Source organism: Terasakiispira papahanaumokuakeensis (genome assembly GCF_001709345.1).
GTDB lineage: Bacteria > Pseudomonadota > Gammaproteobacteria > Pseudomonadales > Halomonadaceae > Terasakiispira > Terasakiispira papahanaumokuakeensis.
Window position 1 is genome coordinate 665747 of record NZ_MDTQ01000001.1, and the last position, 22737, is coordinate 688483.

At 51.5% G+C, this 22737-nt stretch carries 23 protein-coding genes; 10 read left to right on the forward strand and 13 right to left on the reverse strand.

Annotated elements, in window-relative coordinates; genetic code table 11:
• The first annotated feature begins 19 nt into the window (after nucleotides 1–19).
• The 3 genes from rng to tldD are packed head-to-tail and all read left to right on the forward strand — an operon-like array spanning nucleotide 20 to nucleotide 6897.
• Complete coding sequence (rng, locus tag BFW38_RS02960; protein WP_068997053.1) at nucleotides 20–1483, forward strand: ribonuclease G; 1464 nt, start codon at nucleotides 20–22, stop codon at nucleotides 1481–1483.
• Between the two features lie 17 nt (nucleotides 1484–1500).
• On the forward strand, nucleotides 1501–5406 hold the full coding sequence (locus BFW38_RS02965) for a YhdP family protein (protein ID WP_068997054.1): 3906 nt from the start codon (nucleotides 1501–1503) through the stop codon (nucleotides 5404–5406).
• A gap of 39 nt (nucleotides 5407–5445) precedes the next feature.
• A complete protein-coding gene (gene tldD, locus BFW38_RS02970; RefSeq protein WP_068997055.1) occupies nucleotides 5446–6897 on the forward strand; it encodes a metalloprotease TldD in 1452 nt (483 codons plus the stop codon).
• Nucleotides 6898–6953: 56 nt separating this feature from the next.
• On the opposite strand, the gene yjgA is transcribed toward tldD, so the two are convergent.
• The gene (gene yjgA / locus BFW38_RS02975; protein ID WP_068997056.1) at nucleotides 6954–7466 is read right to left on the reverse strand and encodes a ribosome biogenesis factor YjgA; all 513 of its coding nucleotides are present in this window, start codon (nucleotides 7464–7466) and stop codon (nucleotides 6954–6956) included.
• 165 nt (nucleotides 7467–7631) lie between these two features.
• On the opposite strand from yjgA, the gene pmbA reads away from it, so the two are divergent.
• Nucleotides 7632–8990, forward strand: coding sequence for a metalloprotease PmbA (gene pmbA / locus BFW38_RS02980; RefSeq protein WP_068997057.1), 1359 nt, complete (start codon nucleotides 7632–7634; stop codon nucleotides 8988–8990).
• Between the two features lie 144 nt (nucleotides 8991–9134).
• Here the strand turns inward: pmbA and BFW38_RS02985 are convergent, their stop codons facing one another.
• The 12 genes from BFW38_RS02985 to BFW38_RS03040 form a co-directional block, all read right to left on the reverse strand.
• Nucleotides 9135–9542 carry a DUF3465 domain-containing protein gene (locus BFW38_RS02985; RefSeq protein WP_068997058.1) on the reverse strand — a complete coding sequence of 136 codons (408 nt, stop codon included), beginning with the start codon at nucleotides 9540–9542 and terminating at the stop codon, nucleotides 9135–9137.
• A 56-nt stretch (nucleotides 9543–9598) separates the two neighbouring features.
• A complete protein-coding gene (mgtE, locus tag BFW38_RS02990) occupies nucleotides 9599–10954 on the reverse strand; it encodes a magnesium transporter (RefSeq protein WP_068997059.1) in 1356 nt (451 codons plus the stop codon).
• Nucleotides 10955–11197: 243 nt separating this feature from the next.
• Entirely contained in the window at nucleotides 11198–11482 is a 285-nt protein-coding gene (locus BFW38_RS02995) for an HPr family phosphocarrier protein (RefSeq protein WP_068997060.1), read from the reverse strand.
• Nucleotides 11482–12375 (reverse strand): RNase adapter RapZ, encoded by an 894-nt coding sequence (gene rapZ, locus BFW38_RS03000; RefSeq protein WP_068997061.1) that lies wholly within the window; start codon nucleotides 12373–12375, stop codon nucleotides 11482–11484. The genes BFW38_RS02995 and rapZ overlap by 1 nt, the downstream gene beginning before the upstream one ends.
• 2 nt (nucleotides 12376–12377) lie before the next feature.
• The gene (gene ptsN / locus BFW38_RS03005; protein WP_068997062.1) at nucleotides 12378–12848 is read right to left on the reverse strand and encodes a PTS IIA-like nitrogen regulatory protein PtsN; all 471 of its coding nucleotides are present in this window, start codon (nucleotides 12846–12848) and stop codon (nucleotides 12378–12380) included.
• A gap of 23 nt (nucleotides 12849–12871) precedes the next feature.
• Nucleotides 12872–13171, reverse strand: coding sequence for a ribosome hibernation promoting factor (gene hpf / locus BFW38_RS03010; protein WP_068997063.1), 300 nt, complete (start codon nucleotides 13169–13171; stop codon nucleotides 12872–12874).
• Nucleotides 13172–13278: 107 nt separating this feature from the next.
• Nucleotides 13279–14829, reverse strand: a complete 1551-nt coding sequence (locus tag BFW38_RS03015; protein WP_342668836.1) for an RNA polymerase factor sigma-54 — start codon at nucleotides 14827–14829, stop codon at nucleotides 13279–13281.
• A 156-nt stretch (nucleotides 14830–14985) separates the two neighbouring features.
• A complete protein-coding gene (gene lptB, locus BFW38_RS03020; RefSeq protein ID WP_068997064.1) occupies nucleotides 14986–15714 on the reverse strand; it encodes an LPS export ABC transporter ATP-binding protein in 729 nt (242 codons plus the stop codon).
• The gene (gene lptA / locus BFW38_RS03025; RefSeq protein ID WP_068997065.1) at nucleotides 15711–16214 is read right to left on the reverse strand and encodes a lipopolysaccharide transport periplasmic protein LptA; all 504 of its coding nucleotides are present in this window, start codon (nucleotides 16212–16214) and stop codon (nucleotides 15711–15713) included. Before lptA ends, lptB begins: the two co-directional genes overlap by 4 nt.
• Nucleotides 16215–16314: 100 nt before the next feature.
• Nucleotides 16315–16875 (reverse strand): LPS export ABC transporter periplasmic protein LptC, encoded by a 561-nt coding sequence (lptC, locus tag BFW38_RS03030; RefSeq protein WP_175400922.1) that lies wholly within the window; start codon nucleotides 16873–16875, stop codon nucleotides 16315–16317.
• Nucleotides 16876–16924: 49 nt separating this feature from the next.
• On the reverse strand, nucleotides 16925–17542 hold the full coding sequence (locus BFW38_RS03035; RefSeq protein ID WP_068997067.1) for a KdsC family phosphatase: 618 nt from the start codon (nucleotides 17540–17542) through the stop codon (nucleotides 16925–16927).
• A gap of 219 nt (nucleotides 17543–17761) precedes the next feature.
• Nucleotides 17762–18730, reverse strand: a complete 969-nt coding sequence (locus BFW38_RS03040) for a KpsF/GutQ family sugar-phosphate isomerase (protein WP_069000162.1) — start codon at nucleotides 18728–18730, stop codon at nucleotides 17762–17764.
• A gap of 465 nt (nucleotides 18731–19195) precedes the next feature.
• On the opposite strand from BFW38_RS03040, the gene BFW38_RS03045 reads away from it, so the two are divergent.
• From BFW38_RS03045 to BFW38_RS03070, 6 genes are all read left to right on the forward strand, one after another.
• Nucleotides 19196–20005, forward strand: coding sequence for an ATP-binding cassette domain-containing protein (locus BFW38_RS03045; protein WP_069000163.1), 810 nt, complete (start codon nucleotides 19196–19198; stop codon nucleotides 20003–20005).
• Nucleotides 20006–20120: 115 nt separating this feature from the next.
• Complete coding sequence (gene mlaE / locus BFW38_RS03050; RefSeq protein WP_084004769.1) at nucleotides 20121–20897, forward strand: lipid asymmetry maintenance ABC transporter permease subunit MlaE; 777 nt, start codon at nucleotides 20121–20123, stop codon at nucleotides 20895–20897.
• A 31-nt stretch (nucleotides 20898–20928) separates the two neighbouring features.
• Nucleotides 20929–21393: an outer membrane lipid asymmetry maintenance protein MlaD gene (mlaD, locus tag BFW38_RS03055; RefSeq protein WP_068997068.1), complete on the forward strand. Its 465-nt coding sequence runs from the start codon at nucleotides 20929–20931 to the stop codon at nucleotides 21391–21393.
• Between the two features lie 3 nt (nucleotides 21394–21396).
• A complete protein-coding gene (locus BFW38_RS03060; protein WP_068997069.1) occupies nucleotides 21397–22053 on the forward strand; it encodes an MlaC/ttg2D family ABC transporter substrate-binding protein in 657 nt (218 codons plus the stop codon).
• Complete coding sequence (locus BFW38_RS03065; protein ID WP_068997070.1) at nucleotides 22050–22349, forward strand: STAS domain-containing protein; 300 nt, start codon at nucleotides 22050–22052, stop codon at nucleotides 22347–22349. Before BFW38_RS03060 ends, BFW38_RS03065 begins: the two co-directional genes overlap by 4 nt.
• 134 nt (nucleotides 22350–22483) lie before the next feature.
• Nucleotides 22484–22729: a BolA family protein gene (locus tag BFW38_RS03070; RefSeq protein ID WP_068997071.1), complete on the forward strand. Its 246-nt coding sequence runs from the start codon at nucleotides 22484–22486 to the stop codon at nucleotides 22727–22729.
• The last annotated feature ends 8 nt before the right edge of the window (nucleotides 22730–22737 follow it).

Consider the following 22737-nt stretch of genomic DNA (forward strand, 5'->3'; position numbering starts at 1 on the left):
AGCAGAGGAGTGAAGGCGCATGAGTGAAGAGATCCTGATCAATCTGACCCCAATGGAAACCCGCGTTGCACTGGTTGAAAACGGGGTTTTGCAAGAAGTTTATATTGAACGAACGAGACGTCGTGGCATCGTAGGGAATATTTACAAAGGCAAGGTAGTCCGGGTACTCCCGGGGATGCAGGCCGCTTTTGTTGATATTGGCCTGGAGCGTGCGGCGTTTATTCATGCGGCAGAGGTGTCTAAATCGTCTGGCGTTGAGGGGGATGCGCCTGCCATTGCAGCGCTTTTGCATGAGGGCCAGCCGCTGATCGTCCAGGTGACCAAGGATCCGATTGGGTCCAAAGGGGCTCGCTTGACCACCCATCTCTCGATTCCTTCCCGGTACCTGGTGTATATGCCCCACACGGCGCATGTGGGGGTTTCACAACGGATCGAGACTGGATATGAACGTGAGCGTCTGCGTCAGTTAGTCATGACCGGGGTTGAGAGTTTGGGTGAGGAAGAGCCGGGCGGTTTTATTCTGCGTACCGCGGCTGAAGGTGCCGGCGATGATGAGGTGATCAGTGATATCCAATTCCTGCGCCGAGTATGGACGGCCGTAGAGCGACGCAGTAGTCGTGAGCAGGTGCCCGCACTGATTTATGAAGACTTACCTCTGTTTATGCGCTCGATGCGTGATTTTGTACGTCCTGAAATTGAAAAAATTAGAATTGATTCGCGAGAAAACTATCAGCGTTTACATGAGTTTCTAGAAGAGTTTATGCCGGGCTTGGTACCTAAGCTGGAATATTATCCCGGCGAGCGCCCGATTTTTGATTTATATAGCGTTGAAGATGAAGTGCAGCGTGCACTGGGACGTAAAGTTCAGCTGAAATCAGGTGGCTATCTGGTGATTGACCAGACAGAAGCCATGACCACGATTGATGTGAATACCGGCGGCTTTGTTGGTCATCGAAATTTAGAAGAAACTATTTTTAAAACCAATCTAGAAGCAGTGTCTGCCATTGTGCGACAACTGCGATTACGCAATCTAGGTGGCATCATTATTATTGATTTTATCGATATGGATGATGCCGAACATCAACGCCAAGTATTGCGTTTGCTGGAAAAAAGTCTTGAGCGTGATCATGCCAAGGTCAAGCTGACCGGTGTGACTGAGCTGGGCCTCGTGCAGATGACGCGAAAGCGTACGCGCGAGAGTCTAGAGCAGGTGATGTGTGAGCCCTGTGAAGTCTGCCATGGTCGTGGCATGCTGAAAACGCCTGAAACGGTTTGCTATGAGATTCTTCGTGAAATTATCCGCATGGATCGGGCCTATAGTGGTGGTTCCTATTTGGTGATGGCCAGTCAGGCTGTCGTCGACCGACTTGTGGATGAAGACTCATCAGCACTGGCTGATTTAGAGGCCTTTATTAATAAACCGATTAAGTTTCAGGTCGAGATTCTGTATTCACAGGAACAGTTCGATATTGTGTTGATGTAGGCGGGAGCGTTTGAAGTATGGCGAATGCGTCGCGCCAAAAACATCTGATGTACTGGCTGCAGTTACCCTTTTGGGCTTTGCTGATTCTATTGGTTTTGGCCGCTCTTTATGTTCTGGCAGGGCGCGCGATCATGACGAAGCTGCCTGCTTGGCGCCCGGCCATTGTGAAAGAGGTGGCCCAACATTTGCCTTTTGATCTGTCATTGGCACAGTTGCAAGGACAAATGGTGACATTAGATCCCGCCTTGAGCGCTGAAGGGTTGAGTCTTGGGCCAAAAGCGACGCCGTTTCTCTCCATTCAGAAATTGCAGGTTCAGCCGAGTGTGATGCAGAGCCTGATTCAGTGGCAGCCGGTGTTTGCTCATTTATCGGTGGATACGCTGGATGTTTGGCTAGAAGAGGATGCGAGCGGGTGGCACCTAAGAGGCCTCACTGAGGACAGTGAGCGGTCATCCGAAGACACATTTCAATGGCAGCAGCAATTGCAATGGCTGGAGCTGTTGCTGGCGCAAGGTCAGTTGCAGTTGGACCAGCTCAGACTGCATCTGAAGCCTTTAACCGGTGACTCGATTACGCTTGAAAGTGATCACTTTGATTATCGTCACTGGGCGCAAGGACGCCAGTTAGATCTTGCCTTTTTCTTACCGGAAGGTCAGCAGCAGCCGGGACGCTTATTGTTAACCCAGCATGGCGATGACTTTTCATGGACTCATGGTCAGCTTGAGGCCTATTTGGATTTTCCTCAGGTGGCCTTGCGTGCACTCACACCGTTATTTCCCCCAGATCAAGTACACCCCGTTAAAGGTGATGTCGGCTTAAAGGCTTGGGCTCAATGGCATGACGGACAAGGGCAGGCCGAAGTACGTCTGGCGGATAGCCGTGGGCAATTGAATAATGATTTGAAATGGCAGTTGCAACAGGCGGCTTTTAGCTTGCAGGGTGATTTCCAGCGATGGCAGATGCAATGGCAATTTGCTTCGGGCCAGTTGGGGCAGCGGTCACTGCCCGCGATGAGCGGGCGCTTGCAATATGATCATCAGCAATGGCAGTTGAAGCTGGCTGATGTGGCCTTACAAGATTTTCAGTCTTGGTGGGATTTTCCGTTATTGCCTAGTCAATTACAGGAGGTCCTGCAAACACTGAATCCGCAAGGGGTGTTAAAAAGTACCACCTTGAATTGGCCTGCTGCTGATATGTTTAAATTAAATACTCAGTTGCTCGGTGGTGCCGCTCAGGGGTGGAATGGGACCCCGGCCGTGAAGGGGTTAGATGCCTGGGTCGAGGCATCCGCACATCAAGGGCAAATCAAATTTAATCAGCACCAACTATCGGTGGGCTTTCCCGAACTGTTTAATCACAACTGGACCCTTGATCGGGCCCAGGGGATCGTGCATTGGGCTTTGGATGGGGCGCACCCTCGTACCGGTGTTGAACTCCGCGGTGATCATTTAGTGGCTCGCTTACCTGTGGGGACAGTCACAGGCCAGTTTAATCTAAATATTGCGCCACAAGGTGAGCCGGATACGTTATTGCTGAATTTAGGCCTGTCCCAGATCAAAACCGATCAGGTGGCGCGCTACTTACCCAGTAAAATTTTGGATCCGGCGCTTGATCATTGGCTTAAGCAAGCGGTTCAGTGGGGGGAGGTGCGTCAAGGCGGCATTCTTTTTGCTGGGCCTGTGACAGGGGATCAGGGCACTTTCCAGATGACGCTGGATGTGCATGATGGTCAACTCGCGTATGACCCGAACTGGCCAGAGGTTCGACACCCTCAAGGTGTATTGGACCTTATGGATGAAACCGTGCATGGCCAAGTGGATCAAGCTGAAGTGCTTGGAGCTCAAGTGTCGCATGTCGTGGTGGATTCGCATTACCGGCAAGGCAAACCTTGGCTTAAAGTGAATGGGCAGGTGTCGGGATCAGGCGATACGGTGGAATCTCTTTTTGATGTCCCCGGGCTTCAAGGACAGTTGCCGGAAGCGTTGAAGCGCTGGGATATTGGCGGCCCTGTGAAGGCGGATTTGGCCTTGGATATTCCTCTAGATTTAGACCATCAGTTGCCTCAAGTATCCGTGACAACGCAGCTGGTGAATAACCAACTGGATATGAGGGCGCCGCCGATCCAGCTCACGCAGATTAACGGCCCGTTGAAGTTTACGTTAAGCGAAGGGCTCTCTTCACCGGGGCTGAAGGCTCAACTATGGAATGGCGAGGTTAACGCCATGATTGTGCCTGACGCGAAAGGTGAACGTATTCTGTTGCAAGGGGAAGCCGATTTGGCGCCTTTGAAACAGTGGTTGGATATATTGCCCTTACGCTTAATTGAGGGCCGACTGAACTATCATGGGCAGCTGCAATTAAGCGAGGTGCCTCAGTTACACCTAGAAAGTGATTTGGCCGGTGTTGCTGTGAATTATCCGCCACCTTTGGGTAAAACTGAGGATCAGCTCCGTCCCATGACGGCGGATATTCAGTTGTCGGAAACGCCGCGTATCGATTTAGCTTATGGTGAGAAGCTGACCATGGCGTTGAGCCTCACGACGCCTCGTCCAACCGGCATGTTAATCGCGATGGCGCGCCAGGTCCCTACGGCGGTACTGCCTCGCAAACCTGGTATGGCCCTTTATTTCCAGTTACCACAGGTTGATTTACTGAGCTGGGAGGACTGGTGGCGCCGTTATGGGACGATACTGGGCTTGAAGGCGGATGATCAAGCGCCTGCAGGGGTGGTTGTCCAGAATAATCAAGGCCAGGCTGAACCCTTGGTGAGTGATCGTGTTTTGGCCGAGTCTCCAACGCCTCCAGTGATTCGTAAGGTCTATGCGGGGGTTGAGCATTTATATCGTGGCCAAACCGATTATGGGCCTGTTTATGCTGAAGCCAATTGGGCCGAGCAGGGGATCAGCGCCTTTTTCACTTCGGATTATGCGGAGGGTCAGTTGCAGTGGCCATGGGCGCCTGATCAACGAGCCCAATTAGCGATCGCACAGCTATTGATTCCTGAGCCTGATGCCGCTCCTGCTGAGTCTGGCCCGAGCGTCGACACGCCTGATCAGACAGGAAAGCCCGCTCGTGATGTGCTATCGGGGATTGATCCGACCGTTTGGCCTCCGCTTGATGTCCATATTGCACAGTTAAAGATTGGCGAGCGGTCATTAGGGCGCTGGACGTTTGATCTTCAACCGAATCGTAACGGGTTGCATATCGAGCCATTGGACATTGAGTTAGGCCAATCCAAGGTCTCGGGTTGGTTAGATTGGCAGAGCAAGGAACAGGCTCAAACGCGTGTACAGATGACCGTTGACGGACAGAATATCGGTAAGGCTGTGCAGGACCTCATCGGTGGCCCTGCGCCGGTGACGAGTCAATCACACCATCTCGATCTCAGCGGTGCTTGGCCTGGTTCTCCAGCCGCGCTGACGTTATCTTCGCTCAATGCTCAAATTGGGCTGCAATTATCTGATGGGAGCTTCCCTAAAATTGATTCCTCAAGTGCACAAGGTGCCAGTCGGTTGTTTAGCTTATTAAATTTTGACTCATTGATTCGGCGCCTCCAGCTGGACTTCAGTGATCTCACCGGTAAAGGGATCAGTTACAATAGCGTAGAAGGGCATTTTTCGTTGTCCGAAGGTGTGTTGACCAACTCGAAACCGGCCAAGGTGGAGGCCAGCTCTACCAGCTTTACGATGAATGGTAGTGTAGACTTGAATCGTCAGACTTTGGATCTGACCCTGTCAGTGGTGTTGCCGGTCAGCCAGAACTTACCCTTGGCTGCGTTGGTGGCAGGTGCGCCCCAAGTGGGGGCTGCGATCTGGGTGGTCCAAAAAGTTTTTGGTAATCTATTTGATGATTTTACCCAGGCCCGTTATCACATTAGTGGGCGGATGGATGATCCCAAGGTTGAACTTATCCGGGTCTTTTAAGCTGCTGGTAATAAGACCCGCTATCTGTTGCGAGGCGACATGAATCATATTGCACTTCCCGATGCGGCTGTACTGGAAGCGGCTTTGCTTGAGCCGGCCGGCCTAAGTATTGCAGATACCGAAAAATGGTTAGGACGTTTAATGACGCCCGGTGTGGATTTTGCTGATTTGTATTTTCAGCGTCAGCGCCAGGAAAGCTGGGTCATGGAAGAAGGTATTCTCAAAGAAGCCGGTCACCAACTTGCTCAGGGCGTGGGTGTGCGTGCGGTGAGTGGTGAAAAAACCGGATTTGCTTATTCGGATGAAATCGAGCGTGCGGCTTTGGATGAAGCCGTACGTGCGGCCTCATCGATCAGTCGTCAGGGGCAAAATGGCACGATTGCCGCCTCTCAGCCGACCACAGCATCAGCCCTATATGCCGCTGACGACCCGATTGCAGCGCTTGAGGCTGATGAAAAAGTAGCCCTTTTACGACATGCCGATACGCAAGCCCGTGCCGCAGATACTCGTGTCAATCAAGTGAGTGTGTCGATGGCTTTTTCCCATGAGCAGGTGCTGGTGATGGCCAGTGATGGGACGCTCGGTGCGGATATTCGGCCTTTGGTGCGTTTTAATATTTCGGTACTGGTCGAGCAAGATGGACGTCGTGAACGCGGTTATGTGGGCTGGGGGGGCCGTTTTTCAGCCTCCCACTTTGATCGCGATACGATCACAGAAAAGGCTCAGGAAGCGGTGCGTCAAGCGCTGGTCAACTTAGAAGCCATTGAGGCGCCAGCCGGTCAGTTGCCCGTTGTTTTAGCACCAGGGTGGCCAGGCGTTCTGCTGCATGAAGCGGTGGGACATGGCCTCGAAGGCGATTTTAACCGTAAAGGCAGTTCGACTTTCAGTGGACGAGTCGGTGAGAAAGTCGCTTCTGAGCTTTGTACTATCGTGGATGATGGGACTTTGGCTCAGCGCCGAGGCTCCTTAAGCATTGATGATGAAGGGACGCCCAGTGCTCACAATGTGCTGATTGAGAATGGCATCCTCAAAGGCTATATGCAGGATAAGTTGAATGCACGTCTGATGGGCGTGGCCTCGACAGGGAATGGACGTCGAGAGTCCTATGCGCATTTGCCGATGCCTCGTATGACGAATACCTTTATGTTGCCTGGTGAGCATGAACAGGCGGATATGATTCGTTCTATTAAGCGCGGTTTATTCGCTGTCAATTTTGGCGGCGGGCAAGTGGATATCACCTCGGGTAAGTTTGTGTTCTCGGCCAGCGAAGCCTACATGATTGAAGATGGCAAGATTACAGCACCGGTTAAGGGCGCGACGCTGATTGGGAACGGGCCTGATGTCATGCAACAAATTTCGATGGTGGGCAATGATTTAGCCTTGGATGAAGGTGTCGGAGTGTGTGGCAAAGAGGGGCAAAGCGTGCCCGTGGGTGTCGGTCAGCCCAGCTTAAAAATTGAGGCTTTAACGATCGGAGGCACTCAGGCCTGATCAGGCCTGAGTGGTTTGAAGCAGGGTTGAAGCCAGTGCTGAAGCCAGTACCGAGTTTAGAGGCCGTCAATTTCGCGAAGGTAGCGAAAGAGTTTGCGAGCACTGGCAGGCGCTTTCTGTTGGTCGCGTTCTTTACGAGCGCTTCGCACCAGATTACGCAAAGTTTGACTATCCGCCTGTGGATATTGGCTCAGGTATTGAGTCAGGGCCTCTTGCCCTTGCTCATTGTCCAGCAAGCGGTCGCGCCATTGCTCCAATTTTTGGAAGTGTTGCGCATGCGCTTGTGTACTGGCGTCAAAAAGATCCATTTGCTGGGCCAGGGCTTCGGTATCCATATGACGCAATACTTTACCCAGATACTGAATCTGGCGCCGTTGAGCCTCGCGCGAGCGAATACGATGGAAGGTGGCAATGCCTTCTCTTAAGTCATCCGGTAGCTCGAGTTTAGCGAGTTGGTCTGCTTTGAGCGCTGTCAGGCGGCGACCCAGTGCCTTGCGTGCTTCATCTTCTCGCTTGAGTTGTGAGCGGCTGGGCAGGAGTTCATCATCTTCATACTGTTCGTCGATCATAGCGTAGCCCTGTCGTCGGAAAGTCGGTCATCACATGCGACTGAGACAGTGGCTCAGTCAACCAATCATCCGGCATGATGTCATCATGCCGGCAGGATTAACAGGCGCAGCATCTTAGCACATTATGGCGATTGAGCGCCGGCTGCGTAGTGAATAGAGGTGTTCATGTCACAGGATCAACAAGCCCAGCAAAAAGTGGATTTTGGGCAGCTCTCTGAGCAGTTGCAACAACAGGCACAACAAGTGCTTGCTTGGGCCAAATCGATGGGAGCCAGTGATGCCGAAGTCAGTGCACGGGTCGATCAAGGGTTAGCTGTTGGGGTGCGCCAGCGCAGTGTCGAAACCCTTGAGTTCAGCCGTGATCAAGGGCTGGGAGTGACGGTCTATTTTGGTCAGCGTAAGGGGACGGCCAGTACTTCCTCATTACAGCCTGAGGCCATTCGGGAAACAGTTGAGGCGGCTTGCCACATTGCTCGATTTACTGAAGAAGATCCGGTTGCCGGGTTGGCTGATGCCGCCCAAATGGCGACTGAATTTCCGGATCTTGACCTTGACCATCCATGGGCACTGACGCCTGACGAGGCCGTTGACTTAGCCCTGAGCTGTGAAGCGGCGGGATTGGATCAAGCGGGCATCAGTAACAGTGATGGGGCCAGTGTCAATACGGGGCGTGAATTATCGGTACTGGCGAATAGTCGTGGTTTTATGGGGCTTCACCGGGGCACTCAGCACAGTATGTCTTGCGTCCTGATTGCGGGTGAAAAAGCGGATATGCAGCGTGACTATTGGTATACCACGAGTCGCTTACCGGAAGGGCTCGAGACGGCCGAAAGTGTTGGGGCTGAAGCCGCACGCCGGGCATTATCTCGTCTGGGCGCGCGCAGTGTCCCCACTTGCCAGGTCCCGGTTTTGTTCAGCCCGCAAATGTCAGCCACCCTAGTGAGCCACTTTATGAGTGCCATCGCCGGGGGCGCGCTTTATCGTCGCAGTTCTTTCTTGCTGGATGCTTTAGGTGAAACACTTTTCCCTCAATGGTTGAATCTTTATGAGCAGCCCTGGTTGAAGCAGGCGCCTGGGAGTGCGGCTTACGATCGAGATGGTGTCGCTACTCGAGAGAATCATTTTGTTCACGAAGGACAGTTGAGTCTGTATCAATTGTCGGTTTATTCCGCCCGTAAGCTAGGCTTAGAAACGACCGGTAATGCCGGTGGTGTGCATAATTTGAGTGTGAGCACGACAGGGCAGTCTCAAGAAGCTTTACTGGGTGAAATGGGACGTGGTCTTTATGTCACTGAGTTGATGGGGCAGGGCGTTAATATGGTGACGGGCGACTATTCTCGGGGCGCCGCTGGTTTTTGGGTCGAAAATGGTGAGATTCAATATCCTGTCTCTGAAATCACCATTGCTGCTCATCTGAAGCAATTATTTAGCCAGTTACAGGCAGTCGGCGCTGATACGGACCGACGCGGCAATATTCGTACGGGTAGCTGGTTAGTCGATGGCATGACGGTTGCCGGGAGTTAATGTCTATTTCGGTTTCTTTGATGCACGTTGCGTTTGAGGTGTGCAACTGAGAGATCCGTTGTTGGGTACCGGAAATGCATGATGGCAGCCCTTGGGCTGCCATCATGGGTTTTCACGCTATTTATTCAGTGAGATCCAGCTAGGTCACTGATAGCGCTTACCGTCGTGTTCCAGCCAGCCATCTGGGTGACGTCCATCTGGGTCATGATGTGTCCAATGAATAATGCCACCCCGGCGGTTCCAGGTATATTCACCATAAAAGCTGACTTTATCGCCAATGGCCAGGTGATCAATGCTTGGGGCTAGGTCAATATTGTGTGCAACCAACAAGGTTTGACCTGAAGACAACGCCAGAATAAAGCGTTGATGGCGACGGCCTTTGAGGTCATCCGCTAATAGGCGGATGACTTCACCTTGTCCCTGAACCTGAACCCCCTCTGCACCTTGCCGATAAAGCCGAATCAGCGTCGCATCGTCGGCATAAAGCAGCGTGCTGAGGAGTAATCCCAGCAACCCGATGAACCAGCGGGTGGGCCAGTGTTTAGTTTTCATTTTTCTTGCCCTTGGGGGCGTTGTCATTGGTGGTGGCATCATCATGTTCAATCAGTTCAATGGGCCAAATAGAACATGGTCGCGAGTCCCAGAAAGGCCATAAAGCCGATAACATCAGTGACCGTTGTTAGAATAACACTCCCAGATAGAGCCGGATCGATATGCATTTTTTTCAGTAATACGGGCAATAAAGTGCCGGTGAGCGCCGCAATGAGCAAGTTAATGATGATTGCAGTGCCAATGATCCAGCCCAGCTTAATATCCTGGAACCAGATGATGGCGATGACGGCCACCACAACGGCCCATATCAAGCCATTAATCGCGCCGGCGATTAGCTCTCGTCGGAGTAGCCAGCGTAGATTACTGCCTGACACATGACCGAGTGCGATACCGCGGATCATGACGGTGAGTGTTTGGCTGCCACCAATCCCCCCCATACTAGCGACAATGGGCATCAGGACGGCCAGAGCCGTAATTTGTTGAATGGTGCCTTCAAAAAGCCCGATCACCGATGAGGCGAGAAAGGCTGTCAGTAGATTGATGCCTAACCAGACTGCACGTCGACGACTGGTTTTCAGTGCGGGTGAGAAGGTGTCTTCTTCTTCGTCCAAACCCGCCATACTCATGACGGTGTGTTCAGCATCTTCACGGATGATATCCACGACATCATCAATGGTGACCCGACCTAATAGTCGGTTATCGTCATCGACGACTGGGGCTGAAATTAAGTCGAATTTTTCAAAGAGCTTAGCGACTTCCGTATCCTCAAGTGTGGCTTGCAGCTTGAGACAGTCGGTCTCCATGACTTCTCGGACGGTAATATTTGGATCCGCCACCAGTAGCTTATTGATGGGTAAGCGTCCGATAAAGTCATCTCGACGAGAAACCACTAATAATGCATCGGTTGAGTCGGGTAACTGATCGTGCCAACGAAGATAACGCAAGACCACGTCTAAGGTGATGTCTGGGCGCACGGTGATCGTGTCGGTGTTCATGATCCCGCCTGCCGTATCCTCTGGATACGCCATGGCGAGTTCGATGCGATGCCTGTCTTGTGCATCCATTGACTGGAGCACTTCACCGATCACCGCATCAGGTAGACGCTGTAACAGGTCGACTAAGTCATCGAGATCAAGGTTTGTGGTGGCCGCGAGCACTTCTTCCGCGTTCATGCGGCCAATAAAGTCACTCTGCAGATCCTCGCTGAGGTACTGGAGGACATCACCACGTAACTCTTCGTCGATCAGTCCCCAGAGTATCTCACGCTCTTTCGGCGGCGTGGCTTCGAGTAAGTGGGCCACATCAACTTGGGGGAGACCCCCGTTGAGCATTCTGCGCGCTTGTCCCATCGCGCCTGATGAGAGGGCGGCGCTTAAGCGACTGCGTTTTTCTTCATTAGAATGCTCTGCCATAGGCCCTCACTTATTACGTGCTGGAAGGGATTCTTGATGAATCTGAAGTCGGTTATTTGCATTGCGTTCGCTGTGCTTCAAAGTCCCCAGCCTGACCGTCTTATATGATGATAAGCCTGTTGTGACGAGTTCATTTGTAAAACATGGCGCGAATTGCTTTCCAGTATAAGTCGGAATGATCACAAATCGATGAAGTGTAAGGAAATTTTTGTCATTTAAATGCGAGGGTCTCGAAACGAAAGGTTATTCGTCTTCGTCAAAGCGGTTATGGATCAGTGCTTCCAAGTGATCGAGGGCATTTTCAGCGTCATCGCCTTCGGCGATCAGCTGGAGTTCGCTACCACAGGGAGCCGCTAGCATGAGCAGGCTCATGATATTGCGAAGATCGGCCTGTTTTTCTGGAGCGTCGTTCTGGGCGGGGCGCAACAGTGTGAGCTGGGCTGAAAACTGGGCGGCTTCCTGTACCAGGCGAGTTGCTGCGCGGGCATGTAACCCTCTTTTGTTGGTTAATGTGACCCAACGCATCATTAATGACCTGCTCCTATTGGTGGTGCGCCTAATTCGCGGTGGCGAATTTGGATACTGGGATAAGCCTCATGATGTTGGGCTTTGAAATATTGGCCTAAATGCTCAGTGAGCCACACTGAACGGTGTTGACCCCCCGTACAGCCAATCCCAATGGTGACATAACTGCGACCACTATGGACATAACGAGGGAGCCAGCGTTCTAAGTACTGCCGAATATCATCCAGCATGGCTTGGGCTTCAGATTGTTGGCTAAGAAACTCAACCACTGCTTGATCAAGTCCTGTCAGGGGTCTTAAGCGAGTATCCCAAAACGGGTTGGGCAGGCAGCGTGCATCAAACATGAGGTCAACATCAAGGGGAACGCCCCGTTTAAAACCAAAGGATTGAAATAGCAGTGTGGTCTGCTGCTGGCTTCGGTTGGCTACGCGCTCCGCCACCAGGTTTCGTAGTTCGTGAACGGAAAGGCGTGTGGTATCGATTAATAAGTCACTGAGATTGGCAATCGGCTCAAGTAGGCGTTGCTCTTCCTCAATGGCTTCGGATAAGGATAAATGATCATGCCGTGTGAGAGGATGGCGGCGCCGCGTGGCTGAAAAACGCTCCATCAGTGTTTTGGCATTTGCATTCAAATAGACCACAGTACATGCCACTTCGTCAGCTTTTAGCGCTTGCAGAATATGGGGAAAATGGTCTAAATCGTGGGGAAGGTTGCGCGCATCAATACTGACGGCAATTTTCTTGGGATTACCGTGCTCTGAACGGGATTGCTGGACTAAAGGTTCCAGCAATCCCGCCGGCAAATTATCGATGGCGTAGTAGCCGAGGTCTTCCAGGGCGTGCAGGCTGGCACTTTTCCCTGAGCCTGATCGGCCACTGATCACCACCAGTTGCATGATTAGTCTTCTCCACTGGGCAATTGATTCGCGGTGAGGATCTCATACATCAGCTGAGGGGAGTCCGCTTTGCGTAGCGCGCGGCGTAACCCTTCATCGGCAAAACGTTCTGCGAGCATGGCCAATGTCTGGAGGTGTATCTCACTGGCGTCTTCAGGGACCAGTAACATAAACATCAGGTCGACAGGTTGACCATCCAGGGCATCGAAATCAATCCGATCCCGCAGCTTGATGAGCGTGCCTACCGGTTGATCGCAGTGACTGATACGGCAATGAGGCAATGCAACGCCTTGACCTATTCCCGTACTGCCAAGCTTCTCCCGAGCCACGAGACGGGTAAATACTTCGTCGGCGTCCAGGCTCGGGATCTGCTGTGCGATAAACTTGCTGGAATACTCCAGCACGCGTTTCTTGCTACCCCCGGACACCCCAAAAAGGGTGCGCTCGGGGGTTAGGATATCGGTAATCTGCATGATGACCGGACAGGTGTCAGCGCTTAATTGCCTTGCTGACGGGCCTGCGTTTTTTCCTTGTGCTTGATCAGTTGACGGTCGAGTTTGTCCACCAGAAGATCAATGGCAGCGTACATGCTGTCCTCTTCGGCGCTACCATGAATCTCGCCACCGGTCACATTCAATGTTGCTTCAGCAATATGACGTTGCTTGTCCACTGTCAGCGTGACCTGGACATTGGTCATATGGTCGTAATGACGTTCTAGCTTATCGAGTTTACTGCCGACATAATCCTGCAGTGCCTCAGTGAGCTCGACATGGTGACCAGTGATGTTCAGTTGCATGACATGCTCCTTTTTCTAGGGTCTGCAATTTGATTGTAACCCTTTTTCTTACAAACAAAACCCCTGCTCCAGCAGGGGCTCAAGATTAACTGATTTAGGCCAGATCTTTAGCGTAAACGCTTGCGTTCACTCGAAGGCGGAATTTGCATGGCTTCTCGATATTTAGCCACTGTCCGCCTCGCGATCTGGATACCATCAGCCGCCAGCATATCGGCCAGTTTGCTATCAGACAACGGTTTTCGAGGGGGTTCTTGTGAAATGAGCTTTTTAATCATGGCGCGAATCGCAGTTGAAGAGGCTTCCCCTCCCTCTGCAGTGGAGACATGACTTGAAAAGAAATATTTGAGCTCAAAAATGCCCCGAGGTGTATGCATATACTTCTGGGTGGTGGCTCGGGAAACGGTCGACTCGTGCATTTCAATCGCTTCAGCGATGTCTGCCAGCACCATGGGTTTCATGGCTTCTTCGCCCTGTTCGAAGAACCCATGCTGCAGCTCCAGGATTTTGCTACCCACTTTGAGTAGCGTTTCATTTCGGCTCTGCAGACTTTTGATGAGCCATTGGGCTTCACGATAGTGATCACGCAGATATTGGTTGGTCGGGCTTTGATCCGCGCGGCGAATCATATCCGCATAATGACTTTGTACTTTGAGCTTGGGCATGGCTTCGGGGTTAAGCTCGACGCGCCAGCGCCCTTGATGTCGAGAAACGACCAAGTCTGGAATAATATAATCTGGCGTTTCACTGGTAATTTGGCTGCCAGGTCGAGGGTTGAGCCCTTGGATGAGGCTAATGACCGCGTGCAACTCATCTTCGTTACGTAATTTGAGCCGGCGCATTAAGAAGCGGTAGTCGTGGCTGGCAAGAGCTTCCAAATACTGCTCGACCATGCGCCGAGCTGTCGCTAAGCGTGGGATGTCGGTGGGCAGTTGATCCAGTTGTAAGAGTAAGCACTCACGCAGGTCTCGAGCGCCAACACCGGGCGGATCAAACTGCTGAATCAATCTTAAAATCGCGGCGACTTCATTGGTCTCGACATCCGCTAATGTGGCTTCCTGCTGTTGCAGGGCTTCAGCCAAGCTCTCCAGCGGCGTGCCGAGATAACCATCCAAACCAATACTGTCGATGATCGTTTCACCGATCAGTCGGTCGCGCTCATTATGCAGTGAGAGATTGAGTTGCCAGAGCAAGTGTTCCTGAAGGCTCGCTTCTTGGTCATTGCGCTCGTAAGGGCCTTCGAACTCGTCATGAGACCCTGAGCCGCTGGGAGGCATATAATCATTTGTATAAATGTCATCCCAGGCCGTATCAACAGCCAGATCAGAGGGGATTTGCTCTTCCCATTGGCTGTCCGCTTGCGGACCTTCATCATGATCTTCAGTACGCGAGGTGGATTCATCACGGCTTAAGGATTGGTCGGATGGCTCATGAGATGTGGTCTCTTGAGGCTCTTCTCGACCTGATGATTCATGGGCATCGCTATAGCCACTTTCGTCACTGTCATCGATTTCCAGCAGTGGATTGGATTCCAGTGCTTCGTGAATCTCTTGCTGAAGATCAATAGTGGACAGCTGCAGCAAATGAATCGCCTGCTGCAGTTGCGGAGTAATGACCAGATTAGTGGAAACAGTAAGCCCTAGGGCTGGTTTCATCGTCATGGCAACTGGACTGTCTTACAGTAGTCAAAAATCAATGTGTCTTGCACCCCTTAGCACACTGCCGCTTTCAACGGGTACGGGGATGCCCATACCTCAGTGTGCAATTAAAATGGGGGGTTAAGCAAGTTCCATGCCACGAAATATTGAGTTTAGGGCTTAAATTTTGAATTGATGGCCAAGATAAACTTCACGGACAACGGGGTGGTTGAGTATTGTCTCTGCATTGCCTTCAGCAATGATTTTCCCTTCGCTGACAATGTATGCACGCTGACAGATTTCCAAGGTTTCGCGTACATTATGGTCGGTGATCAATACGCCAATATTGCGGGCCTGCAATTGTCGAATAATGTCCATAATCTCACTGACAGAAATGGGGTCGACACCTGCAAACGGTTCATCCAGCAAGATAAAATCTGGGTTACTGGCCAGGGCTCGAGCGATTTCAACGCGTCTGCGCTCTCCCCCAGACAAGCTCATGCCCAAGCTTTTACGGATATGCGTAATCGAAAACTCTGCTAAGAGCTGGTCTACCTGGGCATGCCGTTCGGCCTTGGTGAGGTCTGAGCGAAGTTCCAGCACTGCCATTAGGTTGTCTTCGACAGACAGCTTTCTAAATACTGAGGCCTCTTGTGGCAGATAGCCGACTCCGGCGCGAGCACGACCATGCATGGGGAGTCTGGTGATATATTGATCATCCAGCATAATATCGCCGCCATCCGCTTGTACGAGCCCGACAATCATATAAAACGATGTGGTTTTACCCGCACCGTTGGGGCCGAGTAGTCCAACGATTTCACCTCGTTCAACACTGAGGGTGATATCGCGCACGACTTGACGGCCTTTGTAACTTTTAGCCAGTTGTTGGGCGCTTAAGCGCTGACTCATGGGGTCGTGTCTCCTGATGAGGATCCTGATGAAGGGGAGGCGGTATTGGGGGTTAGGATTATTTTGACTCTTTCTTGTGCTTGCCCTTGTTCGGCTCGAATATCCTGAGTGCTCAAATCATAGGTGAGCTTATGCCCTTCAATCGTATCTTCACCTTGGGTGAGCCGGGCATTGCCTTCGAGTCGAATGAGACCGGCAGCGGTGTCATAGTGAATGATATTGGCCCAGGCTTCGACGGGCGGCTTGTTGGGGCTTGGCAAATCGCGAAAGTAAGCCAGAGGTTTGTCTCCTGTGGCTTCTAGCGTGTCCAGTTTGCCCTGACTGTTACGGGTGAGTGTGAGCTGTTCACTGGTTAGATGTAACTCGCCTTGTTGAATATCTACGCTGCCTTGATAAATCGCCGTTTGATTGTTTTGTGTCCAGGTCATGTTGTCCGCTTGAACCTCAATGGGCGCTTGCCGGTCAGCCGGTAAAGCCCAACTTTGAGTGGCCATCATCATCAGGCCGGCACCCAGCAGTATGCTTTTCCAAGACAAGTATTGACACGACAAGCTTTTATTAAGGGGGAGCCGGTGTTTTGACAGACCCTTCGTCGTTTGTTTATGAGTTAGGCGAGCGTATTGACTCATAATGTCCTTCCACTTGGTTGGGGAGAATCAATATCCCCTGTTGTAAATCGACGTTGAGACCTAAGGCACGTGTAATGTCTTCACCTTGTGTGATCTGGATCGGATCTTCTGTTTGTGCTTGAGCATGGGGTAAATCTACCGACAAGGTTGTGGTCGTCAACGTTAGCGGGGGACGATTGTCGGGTGCTTTTAATGTCAGGACAATATCTTGGTTGAGCTGTAGCTGGGTATCACTCTGCCGGAGTGTGCCGCTATTGGCACGGGCATCCCATTGCTGACCCGCAGCATTCTGTCCAAACACTTTGGGCGTTAACAGTGTTGTCAGATCCTGTTCGGGGTAGTGGGCCAGTTTCGGTGTGGTGACTGTTTGCTGAAGCTGGCCCAACGTTGTGTAATGTTTGAGTGTGGCGCCCTCTAGATAATAATCCGGCTCCCCCGCAACCTGTGGAAGCGGAAGTTCGGGGGCCGTGTGCCGGGTCTCCTGGGCTTCGTAGAGCGCCAACCCAAGGATTACTAGCCCAGTCAGAGCCATGCCTTTTCTGAATTTGCGTTTTTTCCAAAAATTCATTTGAATCAATGGGTTAGCTCGCCGTTGAGGGGGTGGTCGGAGTGACGCGATGATTATATAAATAGTGATTGATGCAGGCGGTCCAGGTGCCCTGAGCTTGCATCAGTGTATCTGTAATCTCTCGCACTGCGCCCAGCCCACCATGGGTATGAGTGATCCAATCCGCATGATGGCGCACATATTCGGGCGCATTAGGCACGCTAATGCCTAATCCTGCTTTGCGGATCGCAGGCAGGTCGGGTAAATCATCGCCACAATAGGCGACTTGAGACCAGGATAAATGACACTCCTGTATCAATTCTGCCAAGGCTTGTAGTTTATCTTCACGGCCCTGTACCACCCACTTGATGTTCAATGCCTGCGCGCGCTGCGTTACCATCGTCGATTGTCGACCGGTAATGATGGCGACTTGGACACCGCTGGCTTGTATCAGTTTAATGCCATGACCATCCAGTGTATTAAAACTCTTGGATTCGGAGCCATCGGCATTAAATTGAAGTTGGCCATTGGTCATGACGCCATCGACATCCAGTGCCAGTAAGCGTATGGGCCGCATGCGCTCAAGCTGTTGAGGTGTGGGTGTCGCGGGTACTGTCGTGGGTAGGTTGTGCGTTAGATATACAGAAGACATGGTGATTTCCTTACAGGGAAACTGCGACAGTGCGGGTGTCTGGCTGATGGTTTTGTTGGGCTGACTGAATGGCCTATAAAGTCACCATCATCCTGGGACAAAACATTAATGCACTGAGGCTGTCTCCCTTCTATCGTCATTATTAGCTGGCCACAGAAATTCGTGTGCCATAGCGGTTGAAATGGGACGATCATGTTAATCAGTGAGCTGAGGCCAGATTTAAATCACCTGGGCCCGCAGTAAGTCGTGCATATTCAATGCGCCTACTGGGCGTTGCTGATGATCGATGACGGGCAGTGCATTGACCTTGTGAGTTTCCATTAAATGAACCACTTCTGCCGCTAACATGTCAGGGCGTGCGGTTAGCCCTTCTGGCGTCATGACTTGGCTCACTTTTAATTGATGAAAGTCCACATCTTGATCCAGCGTACGCCTCAGGTCACCGTCGGTATAGACCCCCAAAAGTCGATGTTCAGCATCAACAACACATGTAAAGCCCAATCCTTTGTGTGTCATTTCCAAGAGTGCATCGCGAAGAGACGCTTCGCCTTTGACCACCGGAATCTGTTCGTTGGTGTGCATAATATCGGCGACTTTGAGCAATAAGCGCCGACCTAAACTGCCGCCTGGGTGTGAAAAAGCAAAGTCTTCTGTGCTGAATCCACGAGCCTCTAATAAGGCAATAGCGAGGGCATCGCCCATTGCCAGCGTTGCCGTTGTACTGGATGTTGGGGCTAGGTTGAGTGGACAGGCTTCACGGGGTACGCCGACATAGAGATGGCTTTCGGCTTCGACTGCCAGCGTCGATTCTGAGTTTCCGGTCATGCTGATGACGGGGACCCCCAAACGCTTAAACAGAGGCAGCAAGCTAGTGACTTCCTGAGTCTCACCTGAATTGGATAAAGCCAGAACGACATCTTGACGCGTGAGCATCCCTAGATCGCCATGACTGGCTTCGCCAGGGTGCATAAAAAAGGAAGGCGTGCCTGTGCTGGCTAATGTGGCTGCAATTTTATTGCCGATATGACCCGATTTCCCCATGCCCGTCACGACAACCCGGCCCTTACAGTGCAGCATGTATTCACACGCTTGAACGAAATGCTGATCTAAATATTGTTGCAATTGCTCAATGGCCGCGGCTTCAAGTGATAGTGTGCGTTGTGCAGACCCTAGGTAAGTTTGGCTCATCTCCGCCTGAGGTGTTTGAGCACTGAGCGGTGTGCTGGCGGACTCGGGGAGCCTAGTATTGGGCGCTGCAGAGCTTGTTTGTGTTGTCGCGGTTGTTTGCGTTGTCGCGGTTGGTTGCTGCGTTGTAGAGTGTGATTGCATGAGATCGGCCATGGCAACGAGGAGCTTTAAACCGCCATCCTTTTACATAGCAAGCTATTCAAGGTAAGGGTCGAGGGTTCCCTGGGCCCGGGGAAGCGGTTACACTTGTTTTACAATTGGACTGATCAGTCCAAAATTATGTATACGCTATTGTAAACGATCCCTGTCAGTGGGGGTAGCGACGTTCACCTGAGACGCTAAGGCATATCCCTTTATTTTATAAGGGGGCGGATTTTATATTTTTGATTTCTAGGTGGGCGTCGGATTTCCCTTTGAAGGGCCCTCAATGGTGTTTCAGGAGCTTCTGTGATGTCTCAGTCGGCCGTGTCTGAAGAGCCACTTATTAAAATTCGTAATCTCCACTTTAGCCGAGGTTCGCGCAAGATTTTTAACGGGATTAATCTGGATGTTCGGCGAGGACAAGTGACTGCGGTCATGGGGCCTAGCGGGACCGGCAAGACGACGCTGCTCCGCTTATTGGGCGGGCAGCTAAAGCCAGATCAAGGTGAAATTATTCTCGCGGGTGAAGGTGATATCGGCCGTATGCGGCGGAAAGCGCTATTTCGGATTCGCCGACAAATAGGCATGTTATTCCAGTCGGGTGCCTTGTTTACCGATATGACCGTGTTTGAAAATGTGGCTTTCCCTTTGCGCGTACATACCACCCTTCATGAACGGTTACTGCATGATGTCGTTATGATGAAGCTGGAGGCTGTCGGACTGCGTGGGGCTGCAGCGTTGAGGCCCGCTGAGTTATCCGGTGGCATGACGCGTCGTGTGGCCTTGGCTCGGGCGATTGCAACCGATCCTCAATTGATGATGTATGACGAGCCATTTGTTGGGCAGGACCCCATTTCTATGGGGGTATTGGTTCAGTTAGTGCGTCGATTAAATGATGCGCTGGGACTGACCAGTATTGTGGTCTCGCATGATTTGGCTGAAACCATGTCGATTGCGGATTATGCCTATGTGATTGCTGATGGCGAAGTCTTGGCCGAGGGGACACCCCAGGCGCTACAACAAGACCCGGCGCCGGAAGTTCGTCAATTTATTGAAGGCCTGCCCGACGGGCCCGTTCCATTTCATTATCCTGCACCGCCCTATCGGGATGAACTTTTAGGCGAAGTATTGTGATGATTTGCACTGCTTTAATCATGATGTTTAGCGCTGTGTTCCATAAGGTTATCAGCACAGTTGCACCGGTAACTGCACAAGCAGTTGCAGCAAAAGGAGAAGGCATGTGATCGGGCTGGATTCGTTGGCCAGACTTGGGCGTGCTGGGCTGGCGCTCATGGCGGCGTTAGGCCGCTCTGGCGTTTTGTTTTTTCAGGCGGTCTGGGGTTGGCCGAGTGGACAAGGCGTTAAACTTTGGATGCGCCAGGTCCATTTTATCGGTGTTTTATCGCTGATTATTATTGTGGTGTCTGGCCTTTTTATCGGGATGGTGCTGGGGCTTCAGGGATACAGCATTCTGGTGGGCTTTGGTGCCGAGCAGGCGTTGGGTCAGATGGTGGCCTTGAGTCTTGTCCGTGAGCTAGCGCCCGTTGTCGCTGCTCTGCTGTTTGCTGGACGTGCTGGTTCCGCAGTGACGGCTGAAATTGGTTTGATGAAAGCCACTGAACAGCTCTCGAGTATGGAGATGATAGGGGTCGACCCCATGCGACGCATTATTGCGCCGCGCCTATATGCAGGATTTGTTGCCATGCCGTTACTGACCGCCATTTTTGCTGCAGTAGGGATCCTTGGCGGTATGTTGGTCGGCGTTGATTGGCTTGGCGTCGATGAGGGGTCTTATTGGGGCACGATGCAGGCCACAGTCGATTTTCGAGCCGATGTCATCAACGGCATGATTAAAAGTGTGATCTTTGGCTTGGTCGTGACTTGGATTGCAGTCTTTCAGGGGTATGACCTAGTGCCCACCTCAGAGGGGATTAGTCGGGCCACGACTAAAACAGTTGTTTATTCCTCACTGGCCGTACTGGGACTGGACTTTATTTTAACAGCATTGATGTTTGGGCGGATTTAAGTCAGCTCACTGCATATTTAAGGGGTTAGGAATGCGTAAGCAACATTGGATTGAGGTGGGCGTCGGTGCTTTCATGCTGTTTGGCATTGTGGCACTTATTTTTTTGGCCTTGCGAGTGAGTGGGCTGACATTAGACCGCAATGAGCCTTCTTTTACATTGACGGCCAGCTTTAGCAATATCGGTGGGCTTAAACCGCGTAGTAAAGTCACGTTAGCGGGTGTCGTAGTTGGGCGTGTGACGGATATCCAGTTAGATACGAAGTGGTATGAAGCTAAAGTGACGATGTCATTGGAGCAAAAGCTTGAAGGTTTACTGAGTACTGATACTTCGGCCTCAATTCTGACTGCAGGGTTGCTTGGGGAGAACTATATCGGATTGACGGTGGGGGCAGAGACTGATGTGCTCGAAGATGGTGATGAGATTCGAGATACACAGTCGGCATTGGTGCTGGAAGATTTGATTAATAAATTTTTGATTAACTCAACCAAGGATTAAATCATGGTGCGATTCATGAAAGGTGGGATATCGGCTGCCCTGATTGCACTGGTGGCGCTGTGGGGGCTGCCCGTTCAAGCTGAAGATACAGGCCCTCAGGCGACTGTCGATGCGGGGGTCAAAGCCTTGACTCAAACGCTTGATGATTATGGCTTGAATGATCCTGAGCAGGTGCCTGATGCTTTTTATCAATCGCTTGATCAAGCGATGTCCCCCTATATTGATTTCCGCTATATCAGCGCCCGGGTCATGGGGAAATATTTTCGTGCTGCGACGCCGCAGCAGCGCTCAAGGTTTGCCGAGGTGTTTAAAAACACTTTGATCAAAACGATGGGCAAGGGGTTGATTACATTTGACTATAAAGTGATTCGCCTATTGCCAGATAATACACCTCGGCGCTATGAAGATCAGGATACGGTCAATATGGAAGTGGTCGCACAGGATGGTACGGTTTATCCCATGACCTTCACTTTGCGAAAATCTAAGAAATCCGCGCAATGGCATATTATTAATGTGATCGTGAATGGGATTAACCTTGGGCTGACATTTAATAGCCAGTTTGACCAAGCCATGCGGGATAACCGTCGTGATTTTGATGCCACGATTGCAGGTTGGAACCCCAAGGTCGATGTCTCAAAATCCCAGGAGGAAGGCCAGTGAGCCCGTGTTTAAACTGGTTAAATGAAGAGCAGGCTCAGTTGGTCGGGCGGGTAGAGTTTGATGATACTGATGCGATGCTTGGAGAGTTTAAACCGGCATCAGGTCAGCATTATCGGATTATGCTCGATCAGGCCTATGGGGGCAGTGCTGCCATGGCGGTGCTGCTGGCTTGGTGGCGCGCTGCACGAGCAGTCTCCGCATCGTTGACTTTTGAGTCTCCCTCTCATGAATTAATGCAGTTTATTCAGGTCAGTGATCTGGATGACATTATGCCCTTGGCATCATCTTCTTCTTAACGCTTCTGGTCGGGGCTTTGTGTGCGCTCGAATCGGCGTCGCAGCATTGCAGCAGTGTCTTGTTGATGGGTTTTTCGGTTATGATGGGTCATTAAAGCCTCTATAACACCGAATGACATTCCTGAGGAGTATGCATGCAACCCGAAGCCCTTAAAGCGCTGCTTGAAGAACGTTTACCTGAGTGCCAGTTTCTGGTTCAAGGAGACGGTCGACATTTTGAGGTGGTGGCGATTGGCGATGTTTTTGCTGATATTAAGTCGCCAGTTAAAAAGCAGCAGTATGTTTATGCAGCGCTGAAACAGGAATTCGCCGATGACACAGTGCATGCTGTGCAGCTCAAGACGATGACCCGCGCTGAATATGCCGCCTTGAATGCCTGATAGGACGC